This window comes from Streptomyces sp. XD-27 (assembly GCF_030553055.1).
In the GTDB taxonomy this organism is placed as follows: domain Bacteria; phylum Actinomycetota; class Actinomycetes; order Streptomycetales; family Streptomycetaceae; genus Streptomyces.
The window spans coordinates 3,374,639-3,400,259 of record NZ_CP130713.1 but is presented as its reverse complement, the minus strand read 5'-3'; the positions used below and the strand labels follow the sequence as shown (position 1 = coordinate 3,400,259).

21 protein-coding genes and 3 pseudogenes are annotated in these 25,621 nt (G+C 71.6%); 13 read left to right on the top strand and 11 right to left on the bottom strand.

What is annotated here, in order from left to right; genetic code table 11:
- The first annotated feature begins 64 nt into the window (after window positions 1-64).
- Both Q3Y56_RS14365 and Q3Y56_RS14360 read left to right on the top strand, forming a co-directional pair.
- Window positions 65-1,411: an alpha/beta fold hydrolase gene (locus Q3Y56_RS14365; protein ID WP_304462319.1), complete on the top strand. Its 1,347-nt coding sequence runs from the start codon at window positions 65-67 to the stop codon at window positions 1,409-1,411.
- Between the two features lie 241 nt (window positions 1,412-1,652).
- Window positions 1,653-3,005, top strand: a complete 1,353-nt coding sequence (locus Q3Y56_RS14360) for a M64 family metallopeptidase (protein ID WP_304462318.1) — start codon at window positions 1,653-1,655, stop codon at window positions 3,003-3,005.
- Between the two features lie 206 nt (window positions 3,006-3,211).
- Here Q3Y56_RS14360 and Q3Y56_RS14355 read toward each other — a convergent pair whose 3' ends face one another.
- Window positions 3,212-4,396, bottom strand: coding sequence for a winged helix DNA-binding domain-containing protein (locus tag Q3Y56_RS14355; protein WP_304462317.1), 1,185 nt, complete (start codon window positions 4,394-4,396; stop codon window positions 3,212-3,214).
- Between the two features lie 129 nt (window positions 4,397-4,525).
- Between Q3Y56_RS14355 and Q3Y56_RS14350 the strand changes: the two genes are divergently transcribed.
- The 4 genes and pseudogenes from Q3Y56_RS14350 (at window position 4,526) to Q3Y56_RS14335 (ending at window position 11,911) form a co-directional block, all read left to right on the top strand.
- Window positions 4,526-6,412, top strand: a complete 1,887-nt coding sequence (locus tag Q3Y56_RS14350) for a serine/threonine-protein kinase (protein ID WP_304462316.1) — start codon at window positions 4,526-4,528, stop codon at window positions 6,410-6,412.
- An 82-nt stretch (window positions 6,413-6,494) separates the two neighbouring features.
- Window positions 6,495-8,266 (top strand): annotated as a pseudogene (locus Q3Y56_RS14345) (protein kinase).
- A 102-nt stretch (window positions 8,267-8,368) separates the two neighbouring features.
- Entirely contained in the window at window positions 8,369-10,012 is a 1,644-nt protein-coding gene (locus Q3Y56_RS14340) for a succinic semialdehyde dehydrogenase (RefSeq protein WP_304462315.1), read from the top strand.
- 43 nt (window positions 10,013-10,055) lie between these two features.
- Window positions 10,056-11,911: pseudogene (locus tag Q3Y56_RS14335) on the top strand (GMC oxidoreductase).
- Window positions 11,912-12,110: 199 nt separating this feature from the next.
- Here the strand turns inward: Q3Y56_RS14335 and Q3Y56_RS14330 are convergent.
- On the bottom strand, window positions 12,111-12,335 hold the full coding sequence (locus Q3Y56_RS14330; RefSeq protein ID WP_304462314.1) for a hypothetical protein: 225 nt from the start codon (window positions 12,333-12,335) through the stop codon (window positions 12,111-12,113).
- 170 nt (window positions 12,336-12,505) lie between these two features.
- Between Q3Y56_RS14330 and Q3Y56_RS14325 the strand changes: the two genes are divergently transcribed.
- Together Q3Y56_RS14325 and Q3Y56_RS14320 are read left to right on the top strand one after the other, a co-directional pair.
- Window positions 12,506-13,357: a helix-turn-helix transcriptional regulator gene (locus Q3Y56_RS14325; protein ID WP_304462313.1), complete on the top strand. Its 852-nt coding sequence runs from the start codon at window positions 12,506-12,508 to the stop codon at window positions 13,355-13,357.
- A 6-nt stretch (window positions 13,358-13,363) separates the two neighbouring features.
- A complete protein-coding gene (locus Q3Y56_RS14320; protein ID WP_304462312.1) occupies window positions 13,364-13,567 on the top strand; it encodes a DUF397 domain-containing protein in 204 nt (67 codons plus the stop codon).
- Window positions 13,568-13,594: 27 nt separating this feature from the next.
- Here the strand turns inward: Q3Y56_RS14320 and Q3Y56_RS14315 are convergent, their stop codons facing one another.
- The 7 genes from Q3Y56_RS14315 to Q3Y56_RS14285 all read right to left on the bottom strand — a co-directional run bounded on the left by Q3Y56_RS14315 (window position 13,595) and on the right by Q3Y56_RS14285 (window position 17,770).
- On the bottom strand, window positions 13,595-14,083 hold the full coding sequence (locus Q3Y56_RS14315) for a GNAT family N-acetyltransferase (RefSeq protein ID WP_304462311.1): 489 nt from the start codon (window positions 14,081-14,083) through the stop codon (window positions 13,595-13,597).
- Window positions 14,080-14,967 carry a protein kinase gene (locus Q3Y56_RS14310; RefSeq protein WP_304462310.1) on the bottom strand — a complete coding sequence of 296 codons (888 nt, stop codon included), beginning with the start codon at window positions 14,965-14,967 and terminating at the stop codon, window positions 14,080-14,082. Before Q3Y56_RS14310 ends, Q3Y56_RS14315 begins: the two co-directional genes overlap by 4 nt.
- Window positions 14,964-15,587: a hypothetical protein gene (locus tag Q3Y56_RS14305; protein ID WP_304462309.1), complete on the bottom strand. Its 624-nt coding sequence runs from the start codon at window positions 15,585-15,587 to the stop codon at window positions 14,964-14,966. The genes Q3Y56_RS14310 and Q3Y56_RS14305 overlap by 4 nt, the downstream gene beginning before the upstream one ends.
- Window positions 15,584-16,003 (bottom strand): hypothetical protein, encoded by a 420-nt coding sequence (locus Q3Y56_RS14300; RefSeq protein ID WP_304462308.1) that lies wholly within the window; start codon window positions 16,001-16,003, stop codon window positions 15,584-15,586. Before Q3Y56_RS14300 ends, Q3Y56_RS14305 begins: the two co-directional genes overlap by 4 nt.
- Before the next feature lie 134 nt (window positions 16,004-16,137).
- Window positions 16,138-16,986 (bottom strand): helix-turn-helix transcriptional regulator, encoded by an 849-nt coding sequence (locus Q3Y56_RS14295; protein WP_304462307.1) that lies wholly within the window; start codon window positions 16,984-16,986, stop codon window positions 16,138-16,140.
- 15 nt (window positions 16,987-17,001) lie between these two features.
- Complete coding sequence (locus tag Q3Y56_RS14290; RefSeq protein WP_304462306.1) at window positions 17,002-17,535, bottom strand: DUF6879 family protein; 534 nt, start codon at window positions 17,533-17,535, stop codon at window positions 17,002-17,004.
- Window positions 17,504-17,770: a hypothetical protein gene (locus Q3Y56_RS14285; protein WP_304465608.1), complete on the bottom strand. Its 267-nt coding sequence runs from the start codon at window positions 17,768-17,770 to the stop codon at window positions 17,504-17,506. Before Q3Y56_RS14285 ends, Q3Y56_RS14290 begins: the two co-directional genes overlap by 32 nt.
- 241 nt (window positions 17,771-18,011) lie before the next feature.
- Between Q3Y56_RS14285 and Q3Y56_RS14280 the strand changes: the two genes are divergently transcribed.
- Window positions 18,012-18,380, top strand: coding sequence for a hypothetical protein (locus tag Q3Y56_RS14280; RefSeq protein ID WP_304462305.1), 369 nt, complete (start codon window positions 18,012-18,014; stop codon window positions 18,378-18,380).
- 130 nt (window positions 18,381-18,510) lie between these two features.
- Here Q3Y56_RS14280 and Q3Y56_RS14275 read toward each other — a convergent pair whose 3' ends face one another.
- Both Q3Y56_RS14275 and Q3Y56_RS14270 read right to left on the bottom strand, forming a co-directional pair.
- Window positions 18,511-19,539 (bottom strand): peptidase, encoded by a 1,029-nt coding sequence (locus Q3Y56_RS14275; protein WP_304462304.1) that lies wholly within the window; start codon window positions 19,537-19,539, stop codon window positions 18,511-18,513.
- 941 nt (window positions 19,540-20,480) lie between these two features.
- Window positions 20,481-20,792, bottom strand: coding sequence for a chorismate mutase (locus tag Q3Y56_RS14270; RefSeq protein ID WP_304462303.1), 312 nt, complete (start codon window positions 20,790-20,792; stop codon window positions 20,481-20,483).
- A gap of 227 nt (window positions 20,793-21,019) precedes the next feature.
- Between Q3Y56_RS14270 and guaA the strand changes: the two are divergent.
- From guaA to Q3Y56_RS14250, 4 genes and pseudogenes are all read left to right on the top strand, one after another.
- Window positions 21,020-22,632, top strand: a pseudogene (guaA, locus tag Q3Y56_RS14265) (glutamine-hydrolyzing GMP synthase).
- 108 nt (window positions 22,633-22,740) lie between these two features.
- On the top strand, window positions 22,741-23,328 hold the full coding sequence (locus Q3Y56_RS14260) for a Uma2 family endonuclease (protein ID WP_304462302.1): 588 nt from the start codon (window positions 22,741-22,743) through the stop codon (window positions 23,326-23,328).
- Between the two features lie 390 nt (window positions 23,329-23,718).
- Window positions 23,719-24,855: a hypothetical protein gene (locus Q3Y56_RS14255; RefSeq protein WP_304465607.1), complete on the top strand. Its 1,137-nt coding sequence runs from the start codon at window positions 23,719-23,721 to the stop codon at window positions 24,853-24,855.
- Window positions 24,856-24,916: 61 nt separating this feature from the next.
- A complete protein-coding gene (locus Q3Y56_RS14250) occupies window positions 24,917-25,594 on the top strand; it encodes a DoxX family protein (RefSeq protein WP_304462301.1) in 678 nt (225 codons plus the stop codon).
- Window positions 25,595-25,621 lie beyond the last annotated feature (27 nt).

The following is a 25,621-nucleotide window of genomic DNA, read 5'->3' as shown; positions in this document are numbered from 1 at the left end:
TCCCCCCGTTCTCCCAGCGGTAGGTTAAGCAGCGAGTCAACTCCATTTACGTGAGGATTTGAAGATGCCGCAGGCGATGGTTCCCGGTTCGCACCCCTCGACCACCGTCCGTCAGCCAGGACTCGTCCTCACCGACCACCATTTCGACGTACCACTCGACCATAAGGCCCCGGACGGCGAGCGGATCAGGCTGTACGCGCGGGAAGTCGTCGCCACGGACAAGACCGGTGCCGACGGACGGGCCCGGCCCGAGCTGCCCTGGCTGCTCTACCTCCAGGGCGGGCCGGGCTTCGGCGCCGACCGGCCCGTCGGCCGCTCGGGCTGGCTGGACCGGGCGCTGGACGAGTACCGCGTCCTGCTGCTGGACCAGCGCGGCACCGGCCGCTCGACCCCGGCCGACCGGCAGACGCTGCCGCTGCGCGGCACCCCCGAGCAGCAGGCGGACTACCTCGCGCACTTCCGCGCCGACGCGATCGTGGCCGACTGCGAGCTGATCCGGCGGCGACTGACCGGCGGCGCGCCGTGGACCGTGCTCGGCCAGAGCTTCGGCGGCTTCTGCGCCGTCAGCTACCTCAGCCACGCCCCGGAGGGGCTCGCGGCCGCGCTGATCACCGGCGGCCTGCCCGGACTCGACGCGGACGCCGACGCCGTCTACCGCGCGGCGTACCCCCGTATGGAACGCAAGACGCTGGCGCATTACGGTCGTTATCCGGGTGATGCGGACGCGGCGCGGCGGATCGTGGCACACCTCGCCGAGCACGAGGAGGTGCTGCCGGACGGGTCGCGACTCACCGCCGAATCGTTTCAGCAGCTCGGTATCCTGCTCGGCTCCGGCGACGGCTCGCACCGGCTGCACTACCTGCTGGAGGACGCCTTCACGCCCACCCCCGGCGGGCCGCGGCTGAGCGACGCCTTCACCGAGCAGGTCGCCGGGGTGCTCTCGCGCGCCGGCAGCCCGCTGTACACCCTGCTCCACGAGTCCATCTACGCCCAGGACGGGCGGGCCACCGCCTGGTCGGCCCACCGCGTCCGCGCCGAGTTCCCGGCGTTCGACCCGGCGCGCGCCCTCGACGGGCCGGACCCGGTGCTGTTCACCGGCGAGAGCGTGCACCCCTGGATGCTGGAGACCCACGCGGCGCTGCGCCCGCTGCGCCGCACCGCCGAACTCCTCGCCGAGCGCACCGGATGGGGGCCTCTGTACGACGCGGAGCGGCTGGCCCGCAACAACGTGCCCGTGGCCGCCGCGATCTACCACGACGACCTGTTCGTGGACACGGCCCACTCGCTGCGCACCGCCCGCGCCGTCCGGGGCCTGCGCACCTGGGTGACGGACGAGTTCGAGCACGACGGGGTGCGCGCCGGGGGCCGCCGGGTCCTGGACCGGCTGCTGAGCCTGGTGCGCGACGCGTGAGCCGTATGAGGCACACGTGAGCCGTATCAGGCACGCGTGACCCGTATCAGGCGCGTGTGACCCGTGGGGCGGGGTTGGCGCGCCGTAACCCGCGTGCGAAGGAAAAATCACCCGCTTCCGGATTCCCTTCCGCACCACCATTGCCGGGCGCCGCGACGACGCCCTAAGTTGAGCGCACGTTAAACCATCGGCGTAACCCCGCTTAACTCGCTGCTTACGCAGCCGACTTCGGGAGTCCATCGTGCCCACCCCCCACCGCAGACGCATACGCATCCCCGTACGTGCCGCCGCCCTGGCCGGCGTCGTGCTGGCCGCCGCCCTGACGGCCACCGCCACCGCGACCGACACGGACGCGTCCCCCTCCTCCGCCTCGGCCGACCGGGCCGAACCGCAGGTGGAGGTCGAGTACTTCACCGGCCCCGGCGGCCACCCCCGCCACACCGAGGTGCCCGCCAAGACCCCCGACCGACTCACCCGCTCCGACCGCGCGCTGGCCCCCGCCCAGGCCGCCGGTGACGGCGAGGTGTCCTCGGTCGTCGACAAGGGCCCGACCGCCGACAAGGTCGACGTCGTCTTCGTCGGCGACGGCTACACCGCCGACCAGCAGGAGGACTTCCACGCCGACGTCCGCGCCAAGTGGTCGGAGATCTCCGAGGTCGAGCCGTACGCCTCGTACAAGGACCTGTTCAACGTCTGGACCGTGGACGCCGTCTCCCGGGAGTCCGGGGTCTCCGGCGACCCGGGCAAGGACGTCGTCAAGGACACCGCCCTCAAGTCGTACTTCTGGTGCGACGGCCTGGAGCGGCTGCTGTGCGTGGACACCGCCAAGGTGGAGTCGTACGCGGTCAAGGCGCCCGCCGCCGACCTGGTCATCGTGCTGTCGAACTCCGCCAAGTACGGTGGCGCGGGCTACAACGACGTGGTGTCCAAGCCCGGTTACGACGGGGTGGCCACGGCCTCCTCCGACCATCCCGACTCCGACCAGGTCGCGGTCCACGAGACCGGCCACTCGCTCGGCAAGCTCGCCGACGAGTACTTCTACCCGGAGTACGGCACGTACTCGGGCCCGGAGACCGCGGACATCAACACCAGCACGCTCAGCGCCGACGAGCTCAGGGCGCAGCAGAAGAAGTGGTACCGCTGGCTGGACCAGACCTCGCCGGACGGCGGCACGGTCGGCGCGTACGAGGGCGGCGGCTACTACCCCAAGGGCCTCAACCGCCCCACCGACAACTCGATCATGCGGACCCTGGGCAGGGAGTTCAACCTGCCCGGCCGTGAGGCGATGATCGCGGGCTTCTACCGCCACGCGAGCGTGGTCAGCAGTGCCACCCCCGCGAAGACCCTGCTCGGCCGGACCACGCGCCTCACGGTCGACGTCCCGGACACCGCCACGCTGCGGTGGTACGTGGACGGCAAGGAGGCCGTCGCCGCCAAGGGCAAGGTGGCGATCACGCCCAGGTCGCTCGGCGTGCCGGCGGACGGCCGGGAGCACACCGTCACCGCCAGGGCGACGGACAACACGAAGGCGGTGCTGGACCCGGCGCTGCGCAAGCTGCTGAGGGACTCCCGCACCTGGAAGGCCAAGGGCTGACCGGGCTCGTACCCACCCCCCACCGGAAACCCCCGCCCACCGGCGGGGGTTTTCGCGTCGGGGGAGAGCCTGCGTCGTGGGCGAACCCGCGTTGCGGGAGATCCCACGTCATGCGAGATCCCGCGTTGCGGCGAACCGGCGTTGCGGGAGAGTCCGCGTTGCGGCGAACCCGGCGTTGCGGGAAGCCCGTGCGCCGCTCGGCCCGGCTATGCGGACAGCTCCCGCTCCAGCGGCGTACGGAACCGGGGCGTGACCCGCACCTCCCCGAGCCAGCCGCGCAGCCGCTCCGCCTCCGCCTCGACGGCGGTCGTCGCCTCCCGGCCCGCGTCCGCCAGCAGCCGCCACACCAACTCGCCGTCCGCGCGCTGCGCCCAGCCGCCGATGACGCGGCCGCACCACCACACCGTGGGGCCGACGTTCCCGGCGCGGTCGAAGAGGGCGGGGACGTGCTCGGGGTCCAGATACCAGTCGCGCCCCCGCCAGCCCATGGCCGTCGGGTCCAGGCCCGGCAGCAGCGCCGCCCACGGCTCCGCATCCGGGACCGGCTCGGTGTCGCCGGGGACGACGAAGCCGGGCCCTTCGTCGAGGGTCACGCCCTCCGCGCCGATGTCGGCCAGCGCCTTGCGGGCGTCGGTGAGCGTCCAGCCGGTCCACCACTTCAGGTCCGCCTCGGTCGCCGGTCCGTAAGCGGCCAGCCAGCGCCGGGCCACCTCCGCCTTGGCCTCCCGCACCGGCACGTCGGGCAGCGCCGGGACGAGCGCCCAGGGGTACAGGCTGCTGGTCCAGCCGCCGCGCGGGCGGCAGCGCCGGACGTGGCCGTCCGAGGCGAGCAGCCGCAGCAGCCGGGTGCCGACGCTCTGCTTGGACTCGTACGGCTTGCCGCGCGCCATCGTGATCTGCTCGCGCAGCGCCGGTACGTCCTTCGCCAGCTCGGCGGTCGTCGCCTGCCCGCGCTCGGCCAGCGCCGCCAGCACCGCCACCTCCGTGGCGACCAGCCGCCGCTCGTCCCAGGCCTCCGCCGCGTCGTCCACGCCCTCGCGCAGGTGCTTGAGCGCCGTGGTCCGCTCCTTGACGGCGATGGCGCGGGCGGTGGAGGCGCCGACGTACGGGGCGAAGCCCGCCGTCACCGCGAACAGGGTGCGCCGCATGCTCAGCAGCTTCACCAGGGACACGTCCTCGTACAACGCCCGGTCCACGGCCCCGGCGTCGGGCGCCGCGAGCCGTGCGCACGCGGCCAGATAGACGGTCGCGGGATCGGTGGCGTGCAACCCGGCCAGGGCGTCGGCCACCTCCTCGACGGTCGCGGCCCGCCGGTCCGGGGCGAGCAGGTGCCGCCGGGCGAGGCGGGCACGGCGCTGGTCGGGGGCGAGGTGCGGCGTCGGCGAGCTCATGGAGCAGGAGCGTATGGCCAAGGTCTGACATCGCAAGGTCTGACATCTTCGGGAATGTCGCCGCCGCGCCCCGTGGGACAGCCCGGCTCCCGTCCGGTGATCGTTTTCACTTGCGGCAAGATGATGGCCATGAGTACGTACGGGGGCGAGAACGGCCCGCTGCTCGCGGGACGCTACCGGCTGGTGTCGCGGCTCGGCAGAGGCGGCATGGGCACGGTGTGGCGGGCCGTCGACGACCTGCTGGGCCGCGAGGTCGCGGTCAAGGAGCTGCATCAGGCGGACGAGGGGCTGTCCGGGCTGGACGCGCAGCTGCGGCGGGAGCGCACCCTGCGCGAGGCCCGTACGCTCGCGCAGCTCAAGCATCCCAATGTGATCGTCCTGCACGACGTCGTGGAGCAGGACGGCCGTCCGTGGATCGTCATGGAGCTGGTCGACGGGCAGTCGCTGGCCGACCGGCTGGCCGCCCAGGGCCCGGTGGGGCCGCGGGAGGCCGCACGGATCGTGATCGCGCTGCTGGACGCGCTGCGGGTGGCGCACGCCTGCGGAGTGCTGCACCGGGACATCAAGCCCGCCAACGTGCTGATGGAGGCGGGCACCGGCCGGGTGGTGCTCACCGACTTCGGCATCGCGCAGGTCTCCGGCGTCACGACGATCACCGACACCGGGTCCTTCGTCGGCTCGCCCGAGTACACCGCGCCCGAGCGGATGGCGGGCCGCCGCACCGGCCCCGAGTCCGACCTGTGGTCGCTGGGCGTGCTGCTGTGCGCGCTGGTCAGCGGGGAGTCCCCGTTCCACCGCGACTCGCTGGCCGGTGTGCTGCACGCCGTGGCCTTCGACGAGATCCGCCCGCCCGCGGCCGCCGGTCCGCTGCTGCCCGTCGTCCAGGGGCTGTTGGAGCGGGACTGGGAGCGGCGGCTGGACGCGGACGCGACGGAGCGGCTGCTGCGGGCGTACCAGAGCACCGGGGACACCCCTGAGATGCCGGTCCACTACACCCCGACGCAGTACAGCGTCCCGGACACGCCGCCTCAGCCCGTCGCGCCCACGCCTCCGCAGCCGTTCGCGTCCGCGCCTCCGCAGCCCCTTGTGCCGGGCTCGCCTCCGCAGCCCTTCGCGCCGGGCCCGTCGTCCGGGGCTTCGGCCCCGTCGCATGCCGCGTCGGGCTCGTCGCATGCCGCCTCGGACCCGTCCTCGGCCGCGCCGCGGTCGGACGTCGCCGATGCGGCGTACGGCGGCACCCCGCCGCGCTTCGACCTGCCGTCGTCGCCGGCTCCGGGCGCCGTGCCCGGCCCCGGGGCGGCGTCGGCCCCCGCCCCGGGCCCGGCGCCGGGGCGCGCCGGGAAGCGGCCCTCCCGCACCCGTGCCGCCCTGCTCAGCGCCGTCGCCGTCGTCGTCCTGGTGGGCGCGGGCGCCGGGATCGCCACGCTGCTCATGGACCGCGGCGACGACGCGTCCGACCTCGGCGGGCCGGGCGCGCGGACGAGCGGGAAGAGCACCCACACGTCACCGGCCTCGCCGTCGGGCGGGCCGACCACCAAGGCGAAGCCGACCCGGCGGACGAAGCTCCCGAGCGGCTACACCCTGAAGACCGACCCGCTCGGCTTCCAGGTGGCCGTACCCAACGACTTCAGCCGCTCGGTCGAGGGGCCGCGCGTCTACTACTACTCGCCGGGCAGGGAGTTCCGGATCGGCATCCACGCCCAGCCGAAGAACCCCAAGGGCCCGCTCGGGACCACGCGGGATGCCGACGCCGAGGGTCCGCAGAACTACCCGGGTTACCGCGCGGGCCAGGTCATCGAGACCGAGCACCACGGGGTCCCCGCCGCGCTGTGGGCCTTCGTCTGGAACGGCGCCGCCGACGACGGCGGCGACCGGCAGACGTTCGAACTCAGCTGGGACCAGGGGAACCAGATGCACGATGTCTGGGTCTCCGCTCCCGTGAAGCAGAAGAGCCAGGGAAAGCGGTATTTCGACATAGCCGTGCAGACGTACTCCCGGCCCGGCTGGAGCAACTGAGTCGACCGGCTGACTCGACCGACTGGCTCGACCGACTGGCTCGATTGGCGAACGACGCACCGCGACAGGTAATGATGAGGCCATGACGAACCTTGGGGGACGGGCGGACGAGCCCACCAGCTACGGGCTCCAGCCGCCGCAGGCGCCCGACGGGTACGGGGTGCCCGGCGACGCGGCACCACCGGTTCCGCCGCAGGGCGCCTACGAGCCGACGCAGATGGCCGCCCAGCCGGCATCCGCGGGACAGCCCGCACCCGCGGGGCGACAGGCACCCGCAGGACAGTCCGGACACCCGGGATACCCCGCGCAGCAGCCGGGAACGCAGGACTCCGGCTCCGGGCGGCTGGTCGGTGGCCGCTACCGGCTCGTCTCCCGCCTCGGGCACGGCGGCATGGGCACCGTATGGAAGGCCCATGACCAGGTCGTCGACCGGGAGGTCGCGGTCAAGGAGCCGCGCGTCCCCGACCACCTGCCGGAGCGCGACCGCCACACCGTCCACCAGCGCATGCAGCGCGAGGCGCGCGCGGCGGCCCGGATCGACCACCCGTCGGTGGTCACCGTGCACGACGTGGTGGTCGAGGACGGCCGCCCGTGGATCGTGATGGAGCTGGTGCACGGGCACTCGCTCGGCGACCGGCTCACCGAGGGCACGCTCGACCCGCGCGAGGCGGCCCGGATCGGCCTGGCCGTGCTCGGCGCGCTGACCGCGGCCCACGAGGCCGGGGTGCTGCACCGCGACGTCAAGCCGGACAACGTGCTGCTGGGCCGCAACGACCGTGTCGTGCTCACCGATTTCGGGATCGCGCAGGTCGAGGGCGAGCAGGGGCTGACCGAGACCGGCGCGTTCGTCGGCTCGCCGGAGTTCATCGCGCCGGAGCGGGTGCTGGGCCAGCGCCCCGGCCCGGAGTCCGACCTGTGGTCGCTGGGCGTGGTGCTGTACGCGACGGTCGAGGGCATGTCGCCGTTCCGCCGCTCGCACACCCCCGCCACGCTCCAGGCGATCCTGTCGGCCGAGCCGCAGATGCCCGCGCGCGGCTCCGGCGCGCTGGGCACCCTCGTCATGCAACTGCTGCGCAAGGACCCGGCGGCGCGGCCGTCGGCGGCCGAGGCGCGCCAGGTGCTGGAGTCGGTGGCGAACCCGCCGCAGCCCGCGGCGACGCTCCTGGCCGCGACCCCGGGTGCCCCGGCCGCCCCGCGACCACCGGCGGCAGCCGCTTCGTCCCGCCGATCCTGCACAAGAACCGCAAGGCGCAGGCGGGGCTCGGCGCGGGCGTGCTGGCGGTGGCGGCGGCGCTGGTGCTGACGCTGGTGAACCCGTTCGCGAAGGACCCCGAGCTGCCCGAGGGCTGGACGGTCCGCGAGGACCCGGAGCTGCTGTCGGCGTCGCTGGCCGTACCGGAGGACTACCGGCGCGAGGCCAAGGACGAGGATGACAGCGACGGCTACACCGAGGTCGAGTTCCGTGATCCCAGCGGTGTCTTCACCATCTCCCTGTGGCGGTCGGCGGAAGACGACGAGGGCCCCTACGCGACGTCGCTCGACGGCGCGGTCAAGACCCTTGTCAGGTACTACGGCGGCAGCGACTCCGGCATGAACGACGCCGAGCCGGGCAAGCCGGAGAAGTCGAGCCAGCAGGGCAAGGAAGCGCGCGACCTGACCACCACATACCGGGACAGCGGTGATGCCGAGGACACCCCCCGCCATGCTCACCGCGACCACATCTACATCAACAAGGACAAGACGGTCTGGGGGCTGACGGTCACGATGCCCGCCGAGGGCGATGCCCGCGAGGTCGGCGATCAGCTGTTCGATGATGTCGTGAAGAACCTGAAGATCGACGAAGACGAGCTCTGACCTGCGAGGTCCGCGATCCGCGCCAGCAACCGCTGGCGCGGATCCGTAAAATTGGTTACCGGCGGGTACCCAAACGGTCCGCCCCGTCATACGCTCCCCCGCATGACGGACTCGCAGGACAGCGCCACCACCGCACCCGCCGACGGCACCGCTGACGCCACGCCCGCCGACGGCAACCCGGTCGCCGCCCCCGGCACCCGCACCGCCGCCGACGTCGTCACCCCCGACCTGGTCGCCCGGCTCACCCGCGGTGTCGTCGGCAGTGGCAGCACCGCCAACCACTCCCCGTTCACCGGGGAGAAGCTCGCCGACCTGCCCGAGTCCACCCCCGAGGACGTGGCCACCGCCTTCGCCCGCGCCCGCGAGGCGCAGCGGGCATGGGCCGCGCTGCCCGTCCGCCGCCGCGCCGCCGTCCTGCTGCGCTTCCACGACCTCCTGCTCGGCCGCCAGTCGGAGATCCTGGACATCGTGCAGCTGGAGACCGGCAAGACCCGGCTGCACGCCCACGAGGAGATCCAGGCCGTCGCGGTCGCGGCCCGCCACTACGGCCGCAAGGCCCCGGAGTATCTGCGGCCCAAGGCCCACGTCGGCGTCGTACCGGTCCTCACCAAGGTCACTGAGCTCCGCCGGCCGCGCGGCGTCGTCGGCCAGATCGTGCCGTGGAACTACCCGCTGGAGCTGTCCATCGGGGACGCCATCCCCGCCTTCGTCTCGGGCAACGCCGTCGTGATGAAGCCCGACACCCAGACCGCGCTGACCGCGCTGTGGGCCCGTCAGCTGATGATCGAGGCCGGGCTGCCCGCCGAGGTGTGGCAGGTCGTCATCGGCGAAGGACCGGTCGTCGGCCCGGCCGTCGTCGCCGGCGCCGACTACGTCTCCTTCACCGGCTCCACCCGCACCGGCCGCGAGGTCGCCCAGTCGGCCGCCGCCCGGCTGGTCGGCTGCTCCCTCGAACTCGGCGGCAAGAACGCCATGCTGGTGCTGCGCGACGCCGACCTCGACAAGGCCGCCGAGGGCGCGGTCCGCGGCTGCTTCTCCTCCGCCGGCCAGCTGTGCATCTCCATCGAGCGGCTGTACGTGCACGAGTCGGTCGCCGACGACTTCCTCCGCCGCTTCGCCGCCCGCACCCGGGCGCTGAGGCTCGGCACGGCCCTCGCGTACGGCGCGGAGATGGGATCGCTGGTCTCCGCACGCCAGCTGGAGACCGTCACCCGCCATGTCGAGGAGGCTGTCGCCAAGGGCGCCACGGTGGTCGCGGGCGGCCGCGCCCGGCCCGACATCGGCCCGCTGTTCTACGAGCCGACCATCCTCGACGGCGTCGAGGCGCCGATGGCCGTGTGCACCGAGGAGACCTTCGGCCCGGTGGTCTCGCTCTACCGGTTCGGCGACGAGGACGAGGCCGTCGAGCTGGCCAACGCGACCCCGTACGGTCTCAACGCCAGTGTCTGGACCAAGGACGGCCGCCGCGGCCGCGCCGTCGCGGCCCGGCTGCGCACCGGCACGGTCAACGTCAACGAGTCCTTCGCCGCCGCCTACGCCAGCGTGCGCGCCCCGATGGGCGGCATGGGCGACTCCGGTCTCGGCCGCCGGCACGGCTCGGAGGGCATCCTCAAGTTCACCGAGGCGCAGACCGTCGCCCACCAGCGGCTGCTGCCGCTGGCGCCGTCGTTCGGCCTGACCGACGAGAAGTACGCCGCGTTCATGACCCGCAGCCTGCGCGCGATGAAGGCACTCCGCCTGCGCTGACCCTGAGGCCGACGTTGACCGGCACGTTCGTACGGAGGTACCAGTGGCACGGGACAAGCACGCCCAGGACCGGGACCGGTCGGAGGCCGGGGAGGACGGATACGACTACGACGTCCTCGTCATCGGCTCCGGCTTCGGCGGTTCCGTGTCCGCCCTCCGCCTGACCGAGAAGGGCTACCGGGTGGGCGTCCTCGAGGCGGGCCGCCGTTTCACCCGCGACACCCTGCCCAGGAACTCCTGGCACCTGCGCGACTACCTGTGGGCCCCGGCGCTCGGCCTCTACGGCATCCAGCGCATCCACGTCCTGGGCAAGGTGATGGTGCTGGCGGGCGCCGGGGTCGGCGGCGGTTCGCTGAACTACGCCAACACCCTGTACGTACCGCCCGCACCGTTCTTCCAGGACCCGCAGTGGGGCCACATCACCGACTGGCAGGAGGAGCTGAGGCCGTACTACGCGCAGGCGCGGCGGATGCTCGGCGTACGCCTCAACCCGACCATGACGCCCTCCGACGTCCATCTCAAGGCGGCGGCGGAGAAGATGGGCGTGGCCGACTCCTTCCACATGGCGCCGGTCGGGGTCTTCTTCGGCGACGGCCAGGACGCCGGGGAGGGCGCCGGGGAGGGCGCGGGCGTACGGGCGAGGCCCGGCGAGGAGGTCCCCGACCCGTACTTCGGCGGGGCGGGCCCGTCCCGCAAGGCGTGCACCGAGTGCGGCGAGTGCATGACGGGCTGCCGGCACGGTGCGAAGAACACGCTGAACGAGAACTACCTCTACCTGGCCGAGCAGGCGGGTGCCGAGGTCCACCCGATGACGACGGCGGTGGCGATCACCGAGGACGGGGACGGCGGCCATCGTGTCGTCACGGTCCCCACCGGCCAGCGCCGCAAGGGCCGCCGCCGGACGTTCCGCGCCCGCCAGGTGGTGATCGCCGCGGGGACGTACGGTACGCAGACGCTGCTGCACACCATGCGGGACAAGGGCCTGCTGCCGGGGATCTCGGCGCGGCTGGGCGAGCTGACCCGTACCAACTCCGAGGCGCTGGTGGGTGCGCAGACCACGCCCCGCCGCTACCGCAAGGCGACGGGCGGTGAGCGGGCGGACTTCACCCAGGGCGTGGCGATCACGTCGTCGATCCACCCGAACGACACGACGCACATCGAGCCGGTCCGCTACGGCAAGGGCTCCAACGCGATGGGCGCGCTGTCCGTCCTCCAGATCCCGCACGGCGGCAGGCTGCCGCGCTGGCTCCGGTTCCTGGCCGCCAACGCCCGCCACCCGATCCTGTCGCTGCGCTCGTTCTCCAACCGACGCTGGTCGGAACGCACCATCATCGGCCTGGTCATGCAGACGCACGACAACTCGCTGATCACGTACCGCAAGCCGAAGGGCGTGGGCAAGGGCCTGCTCACGGCCCGCCAGGGTCATGGGACCCCAACCCCGACCACATCCCCGAGGGCGCGGAGGCGGCCCGGCTGCTCGCCGAATCGATCAACGGCTTCGCGGGCAGCAACGTCGGCGAACTGATGGGCACCCCGCTGACCGCCCACTTCCTGGGCGGCTGCCCGATCGGCGAGGACCCGGACCACGGTGTCATCGACCCGTACCACCGGCTGTACGGCCACCCGGGCATCTCGGTGGTCGACGGCGCCGCGGTCTCGGCGAACCTCGGCGTCAACCCGTCCCTGACGATCACGGCCCAGGCGGAGCGGGCGATGTCCCTGTGGCCGAACAGAGGCGAGACGGACCCGCGCCCGACCCCCGGCGAGCCGTACCGGCGCGTGGCCCCGGTGGCCCCGCGCAACCCGGCGGTCCCGGAGACCGCCTTCGGCGCGCTGCGCCTGCCGTTCGTACCGATCCCGAAGATCCCGGGCCCTTCCCGTTCACGCGACGATCAGTAAACCGAGCAGACAGAGGACGGCGCAGGTCCCGACGCTCCACACGACGGCGAGCAGCCGGTCGACGGTGACGCTGCCGCGTAAGGCCCCCAGCGCGGCACAGGCCGCGCGCCCCGCCGCGCACGATGCCTGCCGGTGGGCTCGCGGCGACACATCCCGGCGGCGGCGAGGAGAAGCAGAAGCGCGGCTGCGGTGTTCGTGATCACGGCTGACCTCCGCTGAGGTGGCCGGGCTGTTCGACGGGGCGGATGTCGCCGAACAGCGTGTGCCAGGTGCCGTTTTCGAGGTCTTGGGGGTTGTCGGGGTCCGTGAGCCAGATCCACCGGCCGGGCTCGGGCCGGGTGGAGATGACGCCTCGGCGCTTCTGACGCGTGTCGTAGACGGTGTCGCCGACGGCGTAGGGGTGGCGATTGCGCAAGCTGGTCATGGGCTTCCTTCCGCGTTGGTGCGGGGCCTGTTGGTGCGTGCTGCGCGTGCGAGACCGACCGTAGGACTCACTAGTGAGCCGACGCAACAGTGAGTCGCTCGTTACGCTCGGAAGGGTGACCATGGCAGAGTGGGGATGGCGAGCCGCCACGCCAGATTGAGAGGGACCAGATGCCTGCACGCGACCAACCCACCGCACGTCAGGCGCGGTTGGGTGCGGAGTTGCGGAAGCTTCGGGAAGCGGCGGGCATGTCCAGCGCGGAGGCCGCCGCGTCGCTGGGCTGGGAGCGCCCACGGGTCAGCCACATCGAGTCGGGTCGGCATGGCGTCAGCGGAGAGCGGGTCCGGCACCTGGCCTCGCACTACTCCGCGCGGGACACCGCCTACATCGATGCGCTGGCCGCCATGGCGGACGAGCGCAGCACGGGGTGGTGGAAGGAGTTCCGCGACATCCTGACGGCCAGCGCCCTCGACCTGGCGGAACTGGAGCACCATGCGCGCTATGTGCGCGTCATCGAGCTGCTCATCGTCCCGGGGCTGCTCCAGACCGAGGATTACGCTCGCGCGGTATTCGACCGCGCCATCACCCAGCGACCGGCAGCGGCAGTCGACGCGGCCGTCCGGCACCGGATGGCGCGGCGCCGCATCCTTGAGCGGTCGTCTCCGACAGACCTTGAAGTCTTCCTGCACGAGTCGGCGCTGCACATGCGATACGGAAGCCGTAGCGTCATGCGCGCGCAGATCGAGTTCCTCTGCGAGGCCGCAGACTGGCCGACGGCGTCCATCCGGCTCATCCCGTTCGAGGCCGAGGGGATCACGTCGTCGATCCAGTCTCTTACGTACGCGGGCGGACCCGTCCCCCAGCTGGATACAGTCCAGGTGGACAATGCCTTCGATGGCGCGTTTCTGGATGCCGACGCTCAGCTCGGCAAGTACCGCGCGCTCATCGAGCACGTTGAAAAGATTTCGCTCAGTGCCGGCGATTCGAAGAAGCTGATGCGCGCCGCTGCGCGGGAACTGTGAGCCGCTGTGAAGAACACCGAAATCCATTGGAAGAAGTCGTCCTTCTCCAGCGGAGGGGACGGCGGCCAATGCATCGAACTGGCCGCGACCGCTGACGGCATCCTCATGCGGGAAAGCGATGAACCCGCCACCGTCGTGACCACGAGCCGCGACGAGTTCCGGGCGCTCGTGCTCGGCGTCAAGGCGGGGGAGTTCGACCACCTGACCTGACACTTCCCGCACGCCGGAGCCGTGACGTCACGAACGACGCAGTTCGTAGACGGGGTACGGCACCATCACGCCGTCGATGGCATGAAGGTTGGATGTGCGGACGCATTGGAATCCCGCCTTGGCCAAGACGCGGCCGGAGGCGGGATTCTCAGGGTGGTGCTTGGCTTCCAGCCTCTCCAGGTCGGCAGTGGTGAAGGCGAACTCAACAACCTGCTTGGCCGCTTCGGTGGCGTAGCCCTTACCCCACGTGTCCTCGCGCAGGATGTAACTCAAGGTGCCGAGTCCTGGCTGACGGAGGCGAAGGGCCGTGACGCCGACCACGTCTCTCCCCGCCACAATGCCGAAATCCCATCGCGGCCGGGGAATTTGGCGGGCCACTTCGAGGGCTTTGGCGACTCGCGCGCGGGCCTCTTGAGCGGTGAAGGGGCGGTCATGGGTGAACCGGACCGAGGCGCCGCTGTAGATGCGCTGGACGGCGGGTGCGTCGTCCATGGTGAGGTCCCGGATCGTGATCACTGGTCTGCCTCGGTGAGCCCGGCAGCCACCTGAGCGGTGGAAGGGCGCTGGTCAGGGGCAGTGGCCATGCACGCCGTGATGATGCGCTCGAACGCGGGGAAGGCCCACGGTCGGACATTGTCGAGAGGGACAGTGCGCCCCCGGGCGATGGCCTGGAGCTTCGCCATGCGGTCCACGGTGTCCTCGTACGCGACGGGTCGCTGTCCGGTCCAGCACCAGAACAGCGAGGCGCCAAGGCCCCACACATCGGCTTCGGGGCGGGCCTGGATATGGGTGTCCGCGCTCGTGGACAGGACGGCGTCGGCGACTTCGGGGGCGGTGGTGTGGGTGAGGGCACCCCGGTACGGCACGCGCCGGCCTTCCGCGGGCCCACACGCGAGGGCGTAGTCGATCAGGTGGACGGTCTCCGCATCGACAAGGGTGTTGGTGGGCTGTACGTCGGCGTGTGCCCACCCGGCGGCGTGCAGGCCTGCGAGGCGCTGCGCCCAGGAGCGGGCGATGGCGAGGAGCCACGGCCGCACGGAGGGCCGGTTTCCTTCAGGGCCGCGCGCCAGGGCCAGCGCGTGCCACAGCGGGACGCCGTCGAGCCACCGGACGGCGAGCCACTGGCCGCCCTCCCATGGCCCGGCGTCGACCCGGTACGACGGTTCGACGGCACTGACCTTGGTGAGGTGGAGCAAGTGCTGATCTTCCTGTTCCAGCTCCGCGGCCTTGTCCCGTGCCCTGTCCTGTCCGGGAACGTTGGCCTTCACCGCCAGGGGCACGGCTGGGGTGACTACCTTCCAGGTCCGCGAGCCGCGGCGGTCGCTGAGGAGATCCGCGGTGACGGGGGAGCCGAACCGTTCGGTCAGAAGGCCCATCGCCTCACGCGGGGGTGCTGTCATGCCAGGAGTCCCTTCGCCCATGCACGTACTGCCTTCCAGTCCTTCGGGAAATCCTCGAACACATCGCGCCCGTCATCTACTGCGACAGCCACGGTGGCGGCTAGGTCCGGTGTCGCCGCCAGAAACCGGGGATCGCGCGGACGTATCGCCACCCGCACAGGCAGGAACGAGAGCGGTGGTTCCGGGATACCGCGACCGTCCCGGCTGACGCGCTGTTCGCCCGCGCGGAACTTGCCGAACATCAGCCCCACTGGCCCATACAGGTTCTTGAGAACCCAGTGCGGCCACGTCAGCAGCCCTTCGTGCCCGCCGAGGATGACGATGTTCTCGCAGACGAGCACGCCGTGCCGTCGCGTCGCGAGAGGCCGCACCCACTCGGCAGCCTGTACCCCGGCGTGGAATACCTCGGCTTCGACGTCATCGGGATCCCCTGCCGCCTCGTACACGGTCCAGCCGGTCAAGTCACGCTCCACCGAAGGAGCGAGGTAGGGGCAGTGGTCGGAGACCGCTTCCACGTACGGCTCGATGTCCGCGGTCTTCGGGCTGGTCGTGCGTCCCTCAACGAGGCGGAGCGCCCCAGCGGTCAGCCGGAGCGCTCCGTCAGTGTGTGCGGTGATCACCGCGTGGTGGCCTTCCGCGGCGTGGGCACGAGGTCGTCGCCATCACCGGTGGTGGGGCCGCAGTCCCACTCGGAAACCACGGTACCGGTCTTCCGGTACTGGGCCAGAGTCTCTTCGTCGACCTGGCCGTCCGCACCGGTGAACCAGACTTCGGGCAGGGGGCCGAACATGTTCTCGTAGGCGCGGACCCAGGAGATTTCACCCAGACCCTTCATGGGCGCGTGGCCGATCACCATGCCGGCGGTCTCGGTGCAGAAATCGCCGTACCCCGGGCCCCCGAGCATCCGGTGCCACTCGGCGTCGATGGCTCCGGAGAACATCTCCAGCGGGCTCGTCTCGCCTTCGCGGAACCGCTGCCCGGTGATGGTGAAGAACCGGCCCAACTCGTCGCGCTCCGGGCTGAAGGGGGTGCTCATGATGGTGCTCCTCTCGATCAGTTCGAGTGGTGCTGCGGATGGCGCCAGGGGTTTTCGGGCCCGCCCTGCGACGTCAACGACGGTAGAGAGAACGCCAGAGCATCCTCAATGAAGTTGCGGAATATTGCGCGGATTCACCCGAGGGCGTCGACCGCGGACGTGATGTGCGCGCGGGCACGGTCGCCGAACACGGCCATCTTCGACAGCTTGTCGAAGGCACGTGCGTAGTCGGCAAGTTCGCGCGGTTGGACGACGTTGACCTCCGCCGTCAGCGTTTCGACGACAACGCGGCTTCCGTCGAAGAGGTAGAACGCCTCCAATGGCCAGACGGTGCGCTCGGTGCCGAAGGGAATGACGCCGAGGGAGACTGATGGTAGGCGCATGACGGTGAGTAGATGCCGGAGCTGACCGTCCATCGTCTCCCGGTCGCCGATGCGGTACCGGAGGACGGCCTCCTCCATGATGACCGCGTAGCGGTGGCCGCCCTCGTAGAGGAAGCGGCTGCGAGCGACCCGAGCCGCGACGGCCTCGGTGACGTCGTTGGGGGTGCCGTGGAAGTCGGTGATCGACTCCATGAGCGCGGACGCATACGCCGGAGTCTGGAAAAAGCCCGGCATGACGTTGGAGACGTACACCCGCTGGTGTGAGGACTGTTCGTTGAGCGCGTACACGCTCTCCTGAATCTGGCGCATCCCGTTGCGCTGGAGCCTGCGCCACTCCACATACATCGAGTCGACCGCGCGGGCCGTGGCGATCAGGTCGTCTGCCTGGCTGTCCGCCCCGCATGCCGTGCACCAGGCCCGGATGTCCGCATCCGACGGTGCTGCCTCGCCCTTCTGAATGCGGGTCGTCTTGGCAGGGTGCCAGCCGCACCGGGCGGAGAGTTCCTTCCCGGTGAGGCCGGCGTCAACGCGGAGATGCTTCAAGCGCACCGCGAGTGCTTCACGGGCCGTCTGGGCGCTGGACGAAGGGGAGGCGGGCATGAATGCGCTTCGGAGTCAGACCGTGAACTTCTCGTGGTCGACAGCTTGCTCCCACACTGCCTCGAAAGCGGAGACGCAGAGCTTGACCACGGCGGGGTCCTCGGACATCGAATACTTCGGATCGGCCCAGTCCCCATCACCGGTGAAATGGTTGAACTGCACCAGGCGGCCATCGAAGACCCAGAAGTCGTTGCCGGGGAGGGCGATCTCCGACGCCTGGCGACGCGGGAGCCAGCGGACCCGTTCGCCGACGGTGAGGTTGACGGGGGTCAGGGCGTGTTCGTACCGGATGTAGTCGGTCACCGGCTCGGAGACGATCCGGGCCCGGCGCATCACCACACTGCGTCCCACCGCCTCACGCACCAGCGATGTCCACGGTACCCAGAACGCCGAGTCCGGGTTCTGGTCGGCGTCCCCGGTTCGCTTGAAGTGCTGGAACCCTGCGGCCTCGTCGCCGACGCCGTAGTTGTCCCGCATCTCCAGGTGGACGGCCGTGTGTCGAGCGTTCTTCAGCAGCTCATCGAACTCCGGCACGTCGCTCCGCGACATCGCACGCCTCCCTCAAGATCGGCACCATACGGGCCGGAAGGCGGATCACCGTCTCGTGATCGGGGATGCCCGTCTCGTGCCCGACTGCCCACTCCGTACTGCTGACCAGTGCTTTCAGTGCTTCCTCGGCCTTGATGCCCTGGAGGACCAGGTCGGCTGTTTCCTCATCCACCCACACCGTCGGTGAGCCGTTGCCCGATGTCGTCGGGTCGATCCCGATGAACTGTAGGTCCACGATCCCCTCCCGGATCAAGCCGGTTGCGGTTCCTTGCGGTGACGTTTCCGGAGGCTCTCGGAGCCGTCAAGGGCGCACGCGGCGATTGGCTTGATTCGGAAGCGGCGGGCGCCCGCCACAGGCCGGGCGGCCGCCCCTTCCGTCGCTGGACAACCCCCATGCCCGTGTGGGCATCCCGGTGGCTAGACTCCGCGCGACCGCGGGCGCGCAAGGCGCCCGCTTGCACGAACGGGGAATGTATATGCGCAAGTTGGCTTCGCTGCTGGCTGTGGCGGCGATGACGGGGGCAACACTGTTCACCACGGGGGCGGCCTCGGCCGGGTCCCTCACGCCTGCGAAGGCTCCCACGACCGCGGCGAAGGGCGGTGCGTGCGACAAGGGCATGACGCTCAAGGCGAAGGAGAGCGTCAAGATCCGCGCGTCGAAGAGGCTCAACTCGACGGCGCGGGGTCTCTTCCCGAAGGGCGGGCTCGCCAAGCAGGCGAAATGCGGCGACGAAAAGGGGCAGTCGTACGACCTGTGCGGCTGGGAGAAGAACCTGTGGACGTACCTGGACTACCGGGGGACCAAGGGCTGGGTCCCGGCCGGCTGCACGCTCACCGGATGGTGAGCTGAGCCGCTCCATGCACGGCGCCGCCTCAGCATGCGCAGCGGCACGGGCCGGAAGGTGACCGTGGACCGGCCGGGTGGTGTGCCGGCCGGGACGAGGTCCAGGCGGTAGCGCTGGGGGCGGTGGGGCGTTACGGCGTGCGGCGGCGGGCGCGGCGGACCGTCAGCACCGCTCCCGTGCCCGCTGCCATCGCCACTCCGCCGATGATGGCGATCGCCGGCAGGGGCGAGGAGGTGCCGGTCTCGGCGAGGCCGCCTTGGGGGGCGGGGGCCGGGTTGGGGTGCGGGACCGGGAAGGGGCGGTTTCCGCCTTGCGGGTGCGGCTTGGGCTTGGCTGGCGGGACCTCGCCCGCCCTCCGGCCCGCCCGCAGCACGTCGAACTCGTAGTACTCGCCGGTGGAGTAGACGCAGTTGCCCTCGTCGTCCACATACGCGCCCACGGTGATGGCGTAGCCGAACCCCTCCGGGGCCCGGGCGGAGACGCTCAGGCGGAGGTCCAGCCGGACGGTCGCGTGCGGGGGCACGCCGGTGAAGGTCATGTAGGTGTCCTGTACGTCGTGCCAGGCACCGGTACGCGGGTCCTTGAACTGCAGGGTCAGGAACTCCTCGGTCCCGTCAGGGTGGTTCGCGTGGACGGTGCCCGCGAGGACGCCGTAGTCCACGCGCTCGTAGGAGCGGCCGGAGCCGTTCCTGACCTCGTACGCGAAGGTGTGGAAGCCGCTGCCCGCGACGACCTTCGACGGCAGGCCGACCAGGGTCGTGGCGAGGTCCGGGTCCTCGTGGTACTCGTCGTTCCCGCACCCGGAGATCGGGCCCTCGGAGGATGGCGGGGGAGGAGTGGGCGCAGTGGCCGGGGGAGTCGGTGTGGGGCCCGGCGCGCTCGCCGTGTCCGTCGGGCCCGGCGTGGTGGGGGTGGGGGCCGGTGCTGTGGGGGCGGAGGTGGTGGGTCCGGGGGCAGGGCCGGGGTCCTCGGTCGACGGGGCCGTCGGATGCGGTGCCGTGGGCGTCGGGCCGGGTGGGGTCGGCGCCGGAGTGGCGGTGGCGGACGGGGGCGGCGTGGGGGTCGGCGTCTCGGCATGCGCGACCGGGGCGGCGAGAAGCGCGGCGGGGGCGAGGGCGGCCGTCGCCGCCGTGGTCGCCAGTGCGCGGCGAAGCTTCATGAAGACCTCTTCTGGGTCCGTACGCGCTGCTGGTGGGCAGCAGCGGTCGTGGGGGGAGACCGTCGCGGTGGGCGCGGGATGACCCGACGTTTACACGTACATGACCAGTCGTGCCCGGACATAGGTTGCCCACAGAAAGGTCACAGTGTGAAGTGATCCGACGCATCGGAGCCGGCTGCCGGGGCGGTCAACGGGCCGTCGAGAGAGCGCACCCTTTGCCGGGGTGCGTCGCGTCGGCCGCGGCAGGCGCCACGGCACGCAGGCACAAGGGCCCCGGGGCGCCCGCGAGGGGCAGGCGTCCACGGGGCCCTCGGCGGTCAGCACCAGCGTCAGGGCAGCGCCGGTGCTGAGGGCGGCGCCGGGGGGTTGCGCCGCTGGTCCGAGTGCGCGGTACGGCTCGTTCGAGCGCGCCGCAGGATGGTTCGAGTGCGCGGGTATCGACGCGGGCCACGAGCGGGTGCGGAGTCCGGGTGGTGCTGCCGGAAAGAGGGAAGCGGGAAGCGGGAAGCGGGCACGGTGCGGAGTCGCCCCCGCCGACACCTGCCGACAGTGGGCCGAACGGGTCTCGTTCTGCTGTGCATCGTGGTGGATACGTCACATCCGACGCAACCGTTTCGACCGGATACGGTCGGTCGGTCCCAGGCGTCCCCGGGACCGACCGTCCTTAGGGTGATGACCGGGCTGCTGTCCCCTGCTGACCGGTCACCGCGCCGAAGCGAGGTCCCACGACGCGCACCGCCTGAATCACCGCAGGGGCCACGTCTCATCGCTCCGGCGAATCTAGCCACGCGTGGATGTGGTGGTCCGCTCCTGGCTGGCGCGGACACCGGGACCAACGAGGCGTTTGACGACCTGGTCACGCGCCGTATGGGTGACGGGCCCTGCGGTGTGGCCGGGGGTGGCCCTCCGTCCCCGCTCGGATCGGTCAGGCCCCGGAGCGGTCAGATCCTGCCGCGGCACAGCTCCAGCAGCGTCATCGCCAGCGCGGTGCCGGGCCTGCCCAGCTGGTCGCTGTAGTGGCCCAGCACCTCCATCTCGCGGGAGAGGCTGAGCCGGCGTCCGCCGGAGGCGATGCGCTCGCGCTGGATCACCTCCGAGACGGCGATCCGCTCCTGGACGAGCCCGATGATCCGGGCGTCCAGGTCGTCGATCCGCAGGCGCGCGCCGTTGATCGCGGCGGCCGCCTCGTCGGTGCGCGCGCCGGTGTCGGGAGTGGTGGCAGTGCTCACGTCGGTGCTCGTGTCGGTGCTCATGTCGGTCTCTCCTGGGTCGTGGCCCCGGAGCCGGTGCACAGACCGGGAGAACGACCAGCGCCCCGGGCCTGTGTGGCCCGGGGCGCCTGGGAAGTCGCGTGCTCGCAGTTGCTCAAGCAGCATGACCATGGCAGCCGGACGGGCCGGTGCCATAGGTAAAGACGCAGGTCAGCTGCTTGGACATGGGGCACAGTATGAGCCCGTTAGTATGGAAAGTCCAACCCTTAATGCAACCCCGCCGGAAGGCCGCCGAAGTGCCCTCAGCGTCCCCTGCTGCCGCCCCCGACACCGTCCTGGTTGTCGACTTCGGCGCGCAATACGCCCAGCTCATCGCCCGCCGCGTCCGTGAGGCCCGGGTCTACAGCGAGATCGTGCCGTCCACCATGCCGGTGGCCGAGATGCTCGCCAAGAAGCCCGCGGCGATCATCCTTTCCGGCGGTCCGTCGTCGGTGTACGCGGACGGCGCGCCCAGCGTCGACCGCAGCCTGTTCGAGGCCGGGGTCCCGGTCTTCGGCATGTGCTACGGCTTCCAGCTCATGGCGGTGACGCTCGGCGGCACCGTCGACAACACCGGTGCCCGCGAGTACGGCCGTACCCCGCTGGCCGTCTCCAAGACCGGCTCGACCCTCTTCGAGGGCACCCCGGCCGAGCAGACGGTGTGGATGTCGCACGGCGACGCCTGCTCCGCCGCCCCCGAGGGCTTCACGGTGACCGCCTCCACCGACCTGGTGCCGGTCGCGGCCTTCGAGAACGACGAGAAGAAGCTCTACGGCGTGCAGCACCACCCCGAGGTGATGCACTCCACCTATGGCCAGCAGGTCCTGGAGCACTTCCTTTACCGAGGCGCTGGGATCGAGCCGTCCTGGACCACCGGGAACGTGATCGAGGAGCAGGTCGCCGCCATCCGCGAGCAGGTCGGCACCAAGCGCGCCATCTGCGGCCTGTCCGGCGGCGTGGACTCCGCGGTCGCCGCGGCACTGGTCCAGAAGGCCATCGGCTCCCAGCTGACCTGCGTGTACGTCGACCACGGCCTGATGCGCAAGGACGAGACCGAGCAGGTCGAGAAGGACTTCGTCGCCGCCACCGGCGTGCAGCTGAAGGTCGTCGACGCGCAGGAGCGCTTCCTCACCGCGCTCAAGGGGGTCTCCGACCCGAGGAGAAGCGGAAGATCATCGGCCGGGAGTTCATCCGGGTCTTCGAGCAGGCCCAGGCGGAGATCGTCGCCGAGGCGGGCGCGCACGGCGAGCCGGTGGAGTTCCTGGTACAGGGCACGCTCTACCCGGACGTGGTCGAGTCCGGCGGCGGCACCGGCACCGCGAACATCAAGTCCCACCACAACGTCGGCGGCCTCCCCGAGGACCTCGAGTTCCAGCTGGTCGAGCCGCTGCGCAAGCTGTTCAAGGACGAGGTCCGGATGGTCGGCCAGGAGCTGGGCCTGCCGGAGGAGATCGTCCAGCGCCAGCCCTTCCCCGGCCCCGGCCTGGGCATCCGCATCGTCGGCGAGGTCACCAAGGAGCGCCTGGACCTGCTGCGCGAGGCCGACGCCATCGCCCGCGAGGAGCTGACGGCGGCGGGCCTGGACCGCGAGATCTGGCAGTGCCCGGTGGTCCTGCTCGCGGACGTCCGCAGCGTCGGCGTCCAGGGCGACGGCCGTACCTACGGCCACCCGATCGTGCTGCGCCCGGTGTCCTCCGAGGACGCGATGACGGCGGACTGGTCGCGCCTGCCGTACGACGTGCTGTCGCGGATCTCGACCCGCATCACGAACGAGGTGGACGAGGTCAACCGCGTGGTCCTGGACATCACGAGCAAGCCTCCGGGCACGATCGAGTGGGAGTAGTCCGTCTCCGGCTCCCTTGAGGTCAACCCCGCGCCGCCCCTTCACCCGCTGGAGGGGCGGCGCGGGGTTTTCGCCGCTCGCGGGCTGCGGCGCGGCAACGATGGCGCTGTGGACGTACACGAGAAGTTCCCCGACTGGCCGCGGCCTCCGTGCGAAGGTTTCACGGCCACGGATCTGTTGACCCTGGCGGGGCTTCCACCGCACACCCAACTGATCGATGGCAGCTTCGTCTTCCGCAGTCGGCAGAGCCTCTTCCACACGACTGCCAACTGCCTCCTGGAAGCGGGTCTTCGCCGGAGCCTCCCCGACGAGCTGAGGGTACGGCGGGAGATGGTCGTGGTCGTCGATCCGCGTCAGGCGCCCGAACCGGACCTCTCCGTGATCCGCGCCGATGCGGCGACCAGCCTGGATGACAACCACTACCCGGCGGCGGACGTCGTGCTCGTGGTGGAGGTCGTCTCTCCCGACTCGGAGGAGCGGGACCGCAAGCGCAAGCCGCAGCTGTACGCGGAGGCAGGCATCCCGCATTTCTGGAGGGTGGAGATGAACAGCGCGGACGAACGCCCGGTTGTCTACGTATTCGAGCTGGAGACCGCTACCCGCAGCTATGTCCCCACCGGCATCTACCGCGACCACCTCAAGCTGACTGCCCCCTTCGACATCGACATTGACCTCACCGAGATCGACAACCTGTAGGGCGTAGGGGCCAGGCCGTTCGAGGGACGTCCGCGCGTCAACCGCGCGGGTCCCGTCATTCACCCGCACGTGCGGCGGCCGTGACCCGGTGCGGTGCAGGTCACGAGGCAGCGTCCGCACCGGACCCGGATCACCGGCCCGGGGCCATCGATTCGTACGGCACAATTCCCTCTTGATGTTTGACAGTTGGGAGTGAGCCCCGTGGCCGTGGACCAGGCGCAGGACGCCACGACGGGCGGTACGTACGTGCCGGGGCGCGAGGGGGACCCGGCGTGCCCCCCGTACCCCGCCGCACGCCCCCGTCCGAAGAACGATCCGCACGGCGCCGACTGCCTCTGCCCGCACAGCGCCCGCGACGCGCACCGGAGGGCGGTCGCCGCGCTCGACGCGCTGCGCGACCGGCTGGCGACGGGCCGGGGCCTGCCCGCCGCCCTCGCGCACTCCGCCTCGGCGTCCCGCCAGTGGGTCTCGGACGAACTGACACAGGCCGCGCACGAGGTCGCCGAGCGCGGCCGCGCCGCGAGCGACGCCTGGTTCGGGCAGGTGTGGCGGCGGGCGGTCGTCGCGGTGTGGGGCGCGGCCGGGGTGCTGCTGCTGACCCAGCTGATCACCGCGCTGGCCGCGGACGGCTGGTCGGCGGCCCGTACGGCCGGGCTGTTCGCCGCGCTCTGCATCGCCGTGCCGCTGACGCTGGCCGCCTGGCTGCACCGGGCGCGCGGCGGGCTGCTCGCCGTCCTCGTCGGGGAGGACAACCGGCTGTCCACCTCACGGGCGGTCGCCGCCGGCTGGGTGCTGCTCGCCGGGTACGCGGTGCTGCTCCTCGCGCTGCAGCGGGCGGGCGGCCGGAGCCCCGGCGGCCTCGCGCTCGCCGACTCCGCCGCCCTGCTGACCGTCCTCGCGCTGAGCTGCGCGGTCGCCGTCCTGGCCCGCGTGGTGGTGGCCAACCGGGTCCGCGACCGGCGCGCCCAGAAGGTCCGCGCCGACCGCCCACGGCCTGCCGACCTGCTCACCGACGACGCGGGCCGGGCCGGTTTCGCCGCCACGCAGTACGTCCTGCTGAACGGGGCGGCCGTCGTCTTCGCGTGCGTCACCCTGGCCCGTGCGCCGCAGCGGCTGCCCGAGCTGCCGTGGGGGCTGGCCCTGCTGGTGGCGGTGTCGGCGGCGACGTACCTGGGCGGGAAGTACGCCGACGGCGGCCGACCCACGGTCCTGTCGGTCGTACGGGCGCGGGAGGCGGGCGACCTCGACTCGCCGATCCGCACCGGCGACGACATCGAGATCCGCGGCAGCGGCTTCGTGCCGGCCGGCGCGCAGGACGCCGAGCGGCTGGCCCGCACGGTCGTCCGGATCGGCCCGGTGCACGTCCACGTGCCGCTCGTACCGGTCGCCGGGGGCTTCACCAACCCCACGGACACCGTGCTGACCGTGCCGGTCCCGGTGGATGTGGAGCCGGGCCGGGTGGACGTCCAGGTCATCACCGCGTCGGGCGCGGAGACCAACCGCTACCCGATCGACGTCCTCGACTGAACGCCTCGCGGCGGGCGCCCGTATGAAGGAGTGGGGGCGCGACGCAGAGGCGGAGGGCACGATGGCACACGCGAACCGTAGGGATGGGACGGGTGGGACGGGCGGGACGGGTGGAACCGGCGGCTCGGGCGGCGGCCCGGATGGCACCGGCGGCCCGGGTGGCGGCCCGGATGGCACCGGCGGCCCCGGCGGCGGCCCGGATGGCTCCGGAGCGGACGGCGGTCTGCGGGCGGCGGCGTCCCGGTACGCGCTCGTCCCGCTGCGCGTCTTCCTCGGGGTGACCTTCGTCTACGCGGGCCTCGACAAGCTCACCACCTCGGGGTTCATGGCCGACAGCGGCCCGAGGTCGATCGGCGAGCTGATGCGCTCGGTGCGCGACGGCTCGGCGGTGCCGTGGCTGGTCGACCTGGCGCTGAAGAGCCCGGAGAGCTTCGGCTACGCGATCGCGTGCGGTGAGATCGCCGTCGGCCTCGGCACGCTCTTCGGCGTCATGGCGCGGGTGGCGGCCCTCGGCGGCGCGCTGATCTCGCTGAGCCTGTGGCTGACGGTCAGCTGGCAGACCGAGCCGTACTACTACGGCAACGACCTGGCGTATCTGATGGCGTGGCTGCCGTTGATCCTGGCGGGGGCGGGGGTCGCCTCGGTCGACGTGGAGCTGCGCAGACGCGGCGTCCGGTACGGGGGCGGGCTGCCGGGCCGCCGCGGTGGCCGCCGCGGTGGCCACCGCACGTCGGCCTGACCCGGGGCTGCCTCGGCGGCCTCGTGC

Coding starts and splice junctions, on each gene's coding strand:
- Q3Y56_RS14270 (WP_304462303.1), bottom strand. CDS start 20,792: ATGAGCACCGACACGAGCACCGACGTGAGCACTGCCACCACTCCCGAC.
- Q3Y56_RS14275 (WP_304462304.1), bottom strand. CDS start 19,539: ATGAAGCTTCGCCGCGCACTGGCGACCACGGCGGCGACGGCCGCCCTC.
- Q3Y56_RS14310 (WP_304462310.1), bottom strand. CDS start 14,967: ATGACAGCACCCCCGCGTGAGGCGATGGGCCTTCTGACCGAACGGTTC.
- Q3Y56_RS14365 (WP_304462319.1), top strand. CDS start 65: ATGCCGCAGGCGATGGTTCCCGGTTCGCACCCCTCGACCACCGTCCGT.
- Q3Y56_RS14280 (WP_304462305.1), top strand. CDS start 18,012: ATGCGCAAGTTGGCTTCGCTGCTGGCTGTGGCGGCGATGACGGGGGCA.
- Q3Y56_RS14340 (WP_304462315.1), top strand. CDS start 8,369: ATGACGGACTCGCAGGACAGCGCCACCACCGCACCCGCCGACGGCACC.
- Q3Y56_RS14300 (WP_304462308.1), bottom strand. CDS start 16,003: ATGAGCACCCCCTTCAGCCCGGAGCGCGACGAGTTGGGCCGGTTCTTC.
- Q3Y56_RS14295 (WP_304462307.1), bottom strand. CDS start 16,986: ATGCCCGCCTCCCCTTCGTCCAGCGCCCAGACGGCCCGTGAAGCACTC.
- Q3Y56_RS14325 (WP_304462313.1), top strand. CDS start 12,506: ATGCCTGCACGCGACCAACCCACCGCACGTCAGGCGCGGTTGGGTGCG.
- Q3Y56_RS14350 (WP_304462316.1), top strand. CDS start 4,526: ATGAGTACGTACGGGGGCGAGAACGGCCCGCTGCTCGCGGGACGCTAC.
- Q3Y56_RS14250 (WP_304462301.1), top strand. CDS start 24,917: ATGGCACACGCGAACCGTAGGGATGGGACGGGTGGGACGGGCGGGACG.
- Q3Y56_RS14290 (WP_304462306.1), bottom strand. CDS start 17,535: ATGTCGCGGAGCGACGTGCCGGAGTTCGATGAGCTGCTGAAGAACGCT.
- Q3Y56_RS14330 (WP_304462314.1), bottom strand. CDS start 12,335: ATGACCAGCTTGCGCAATCGCCACCCCTACGCCGTCGGCGACACCGTC.
- Q3Y56_RS14355 (WP_304462317.1), bottom strand. CDS start 4,396: ATGAGCTCGCCGACGCCGCACCTCGCCCCCGACCAGCGCCGTGCCCGC.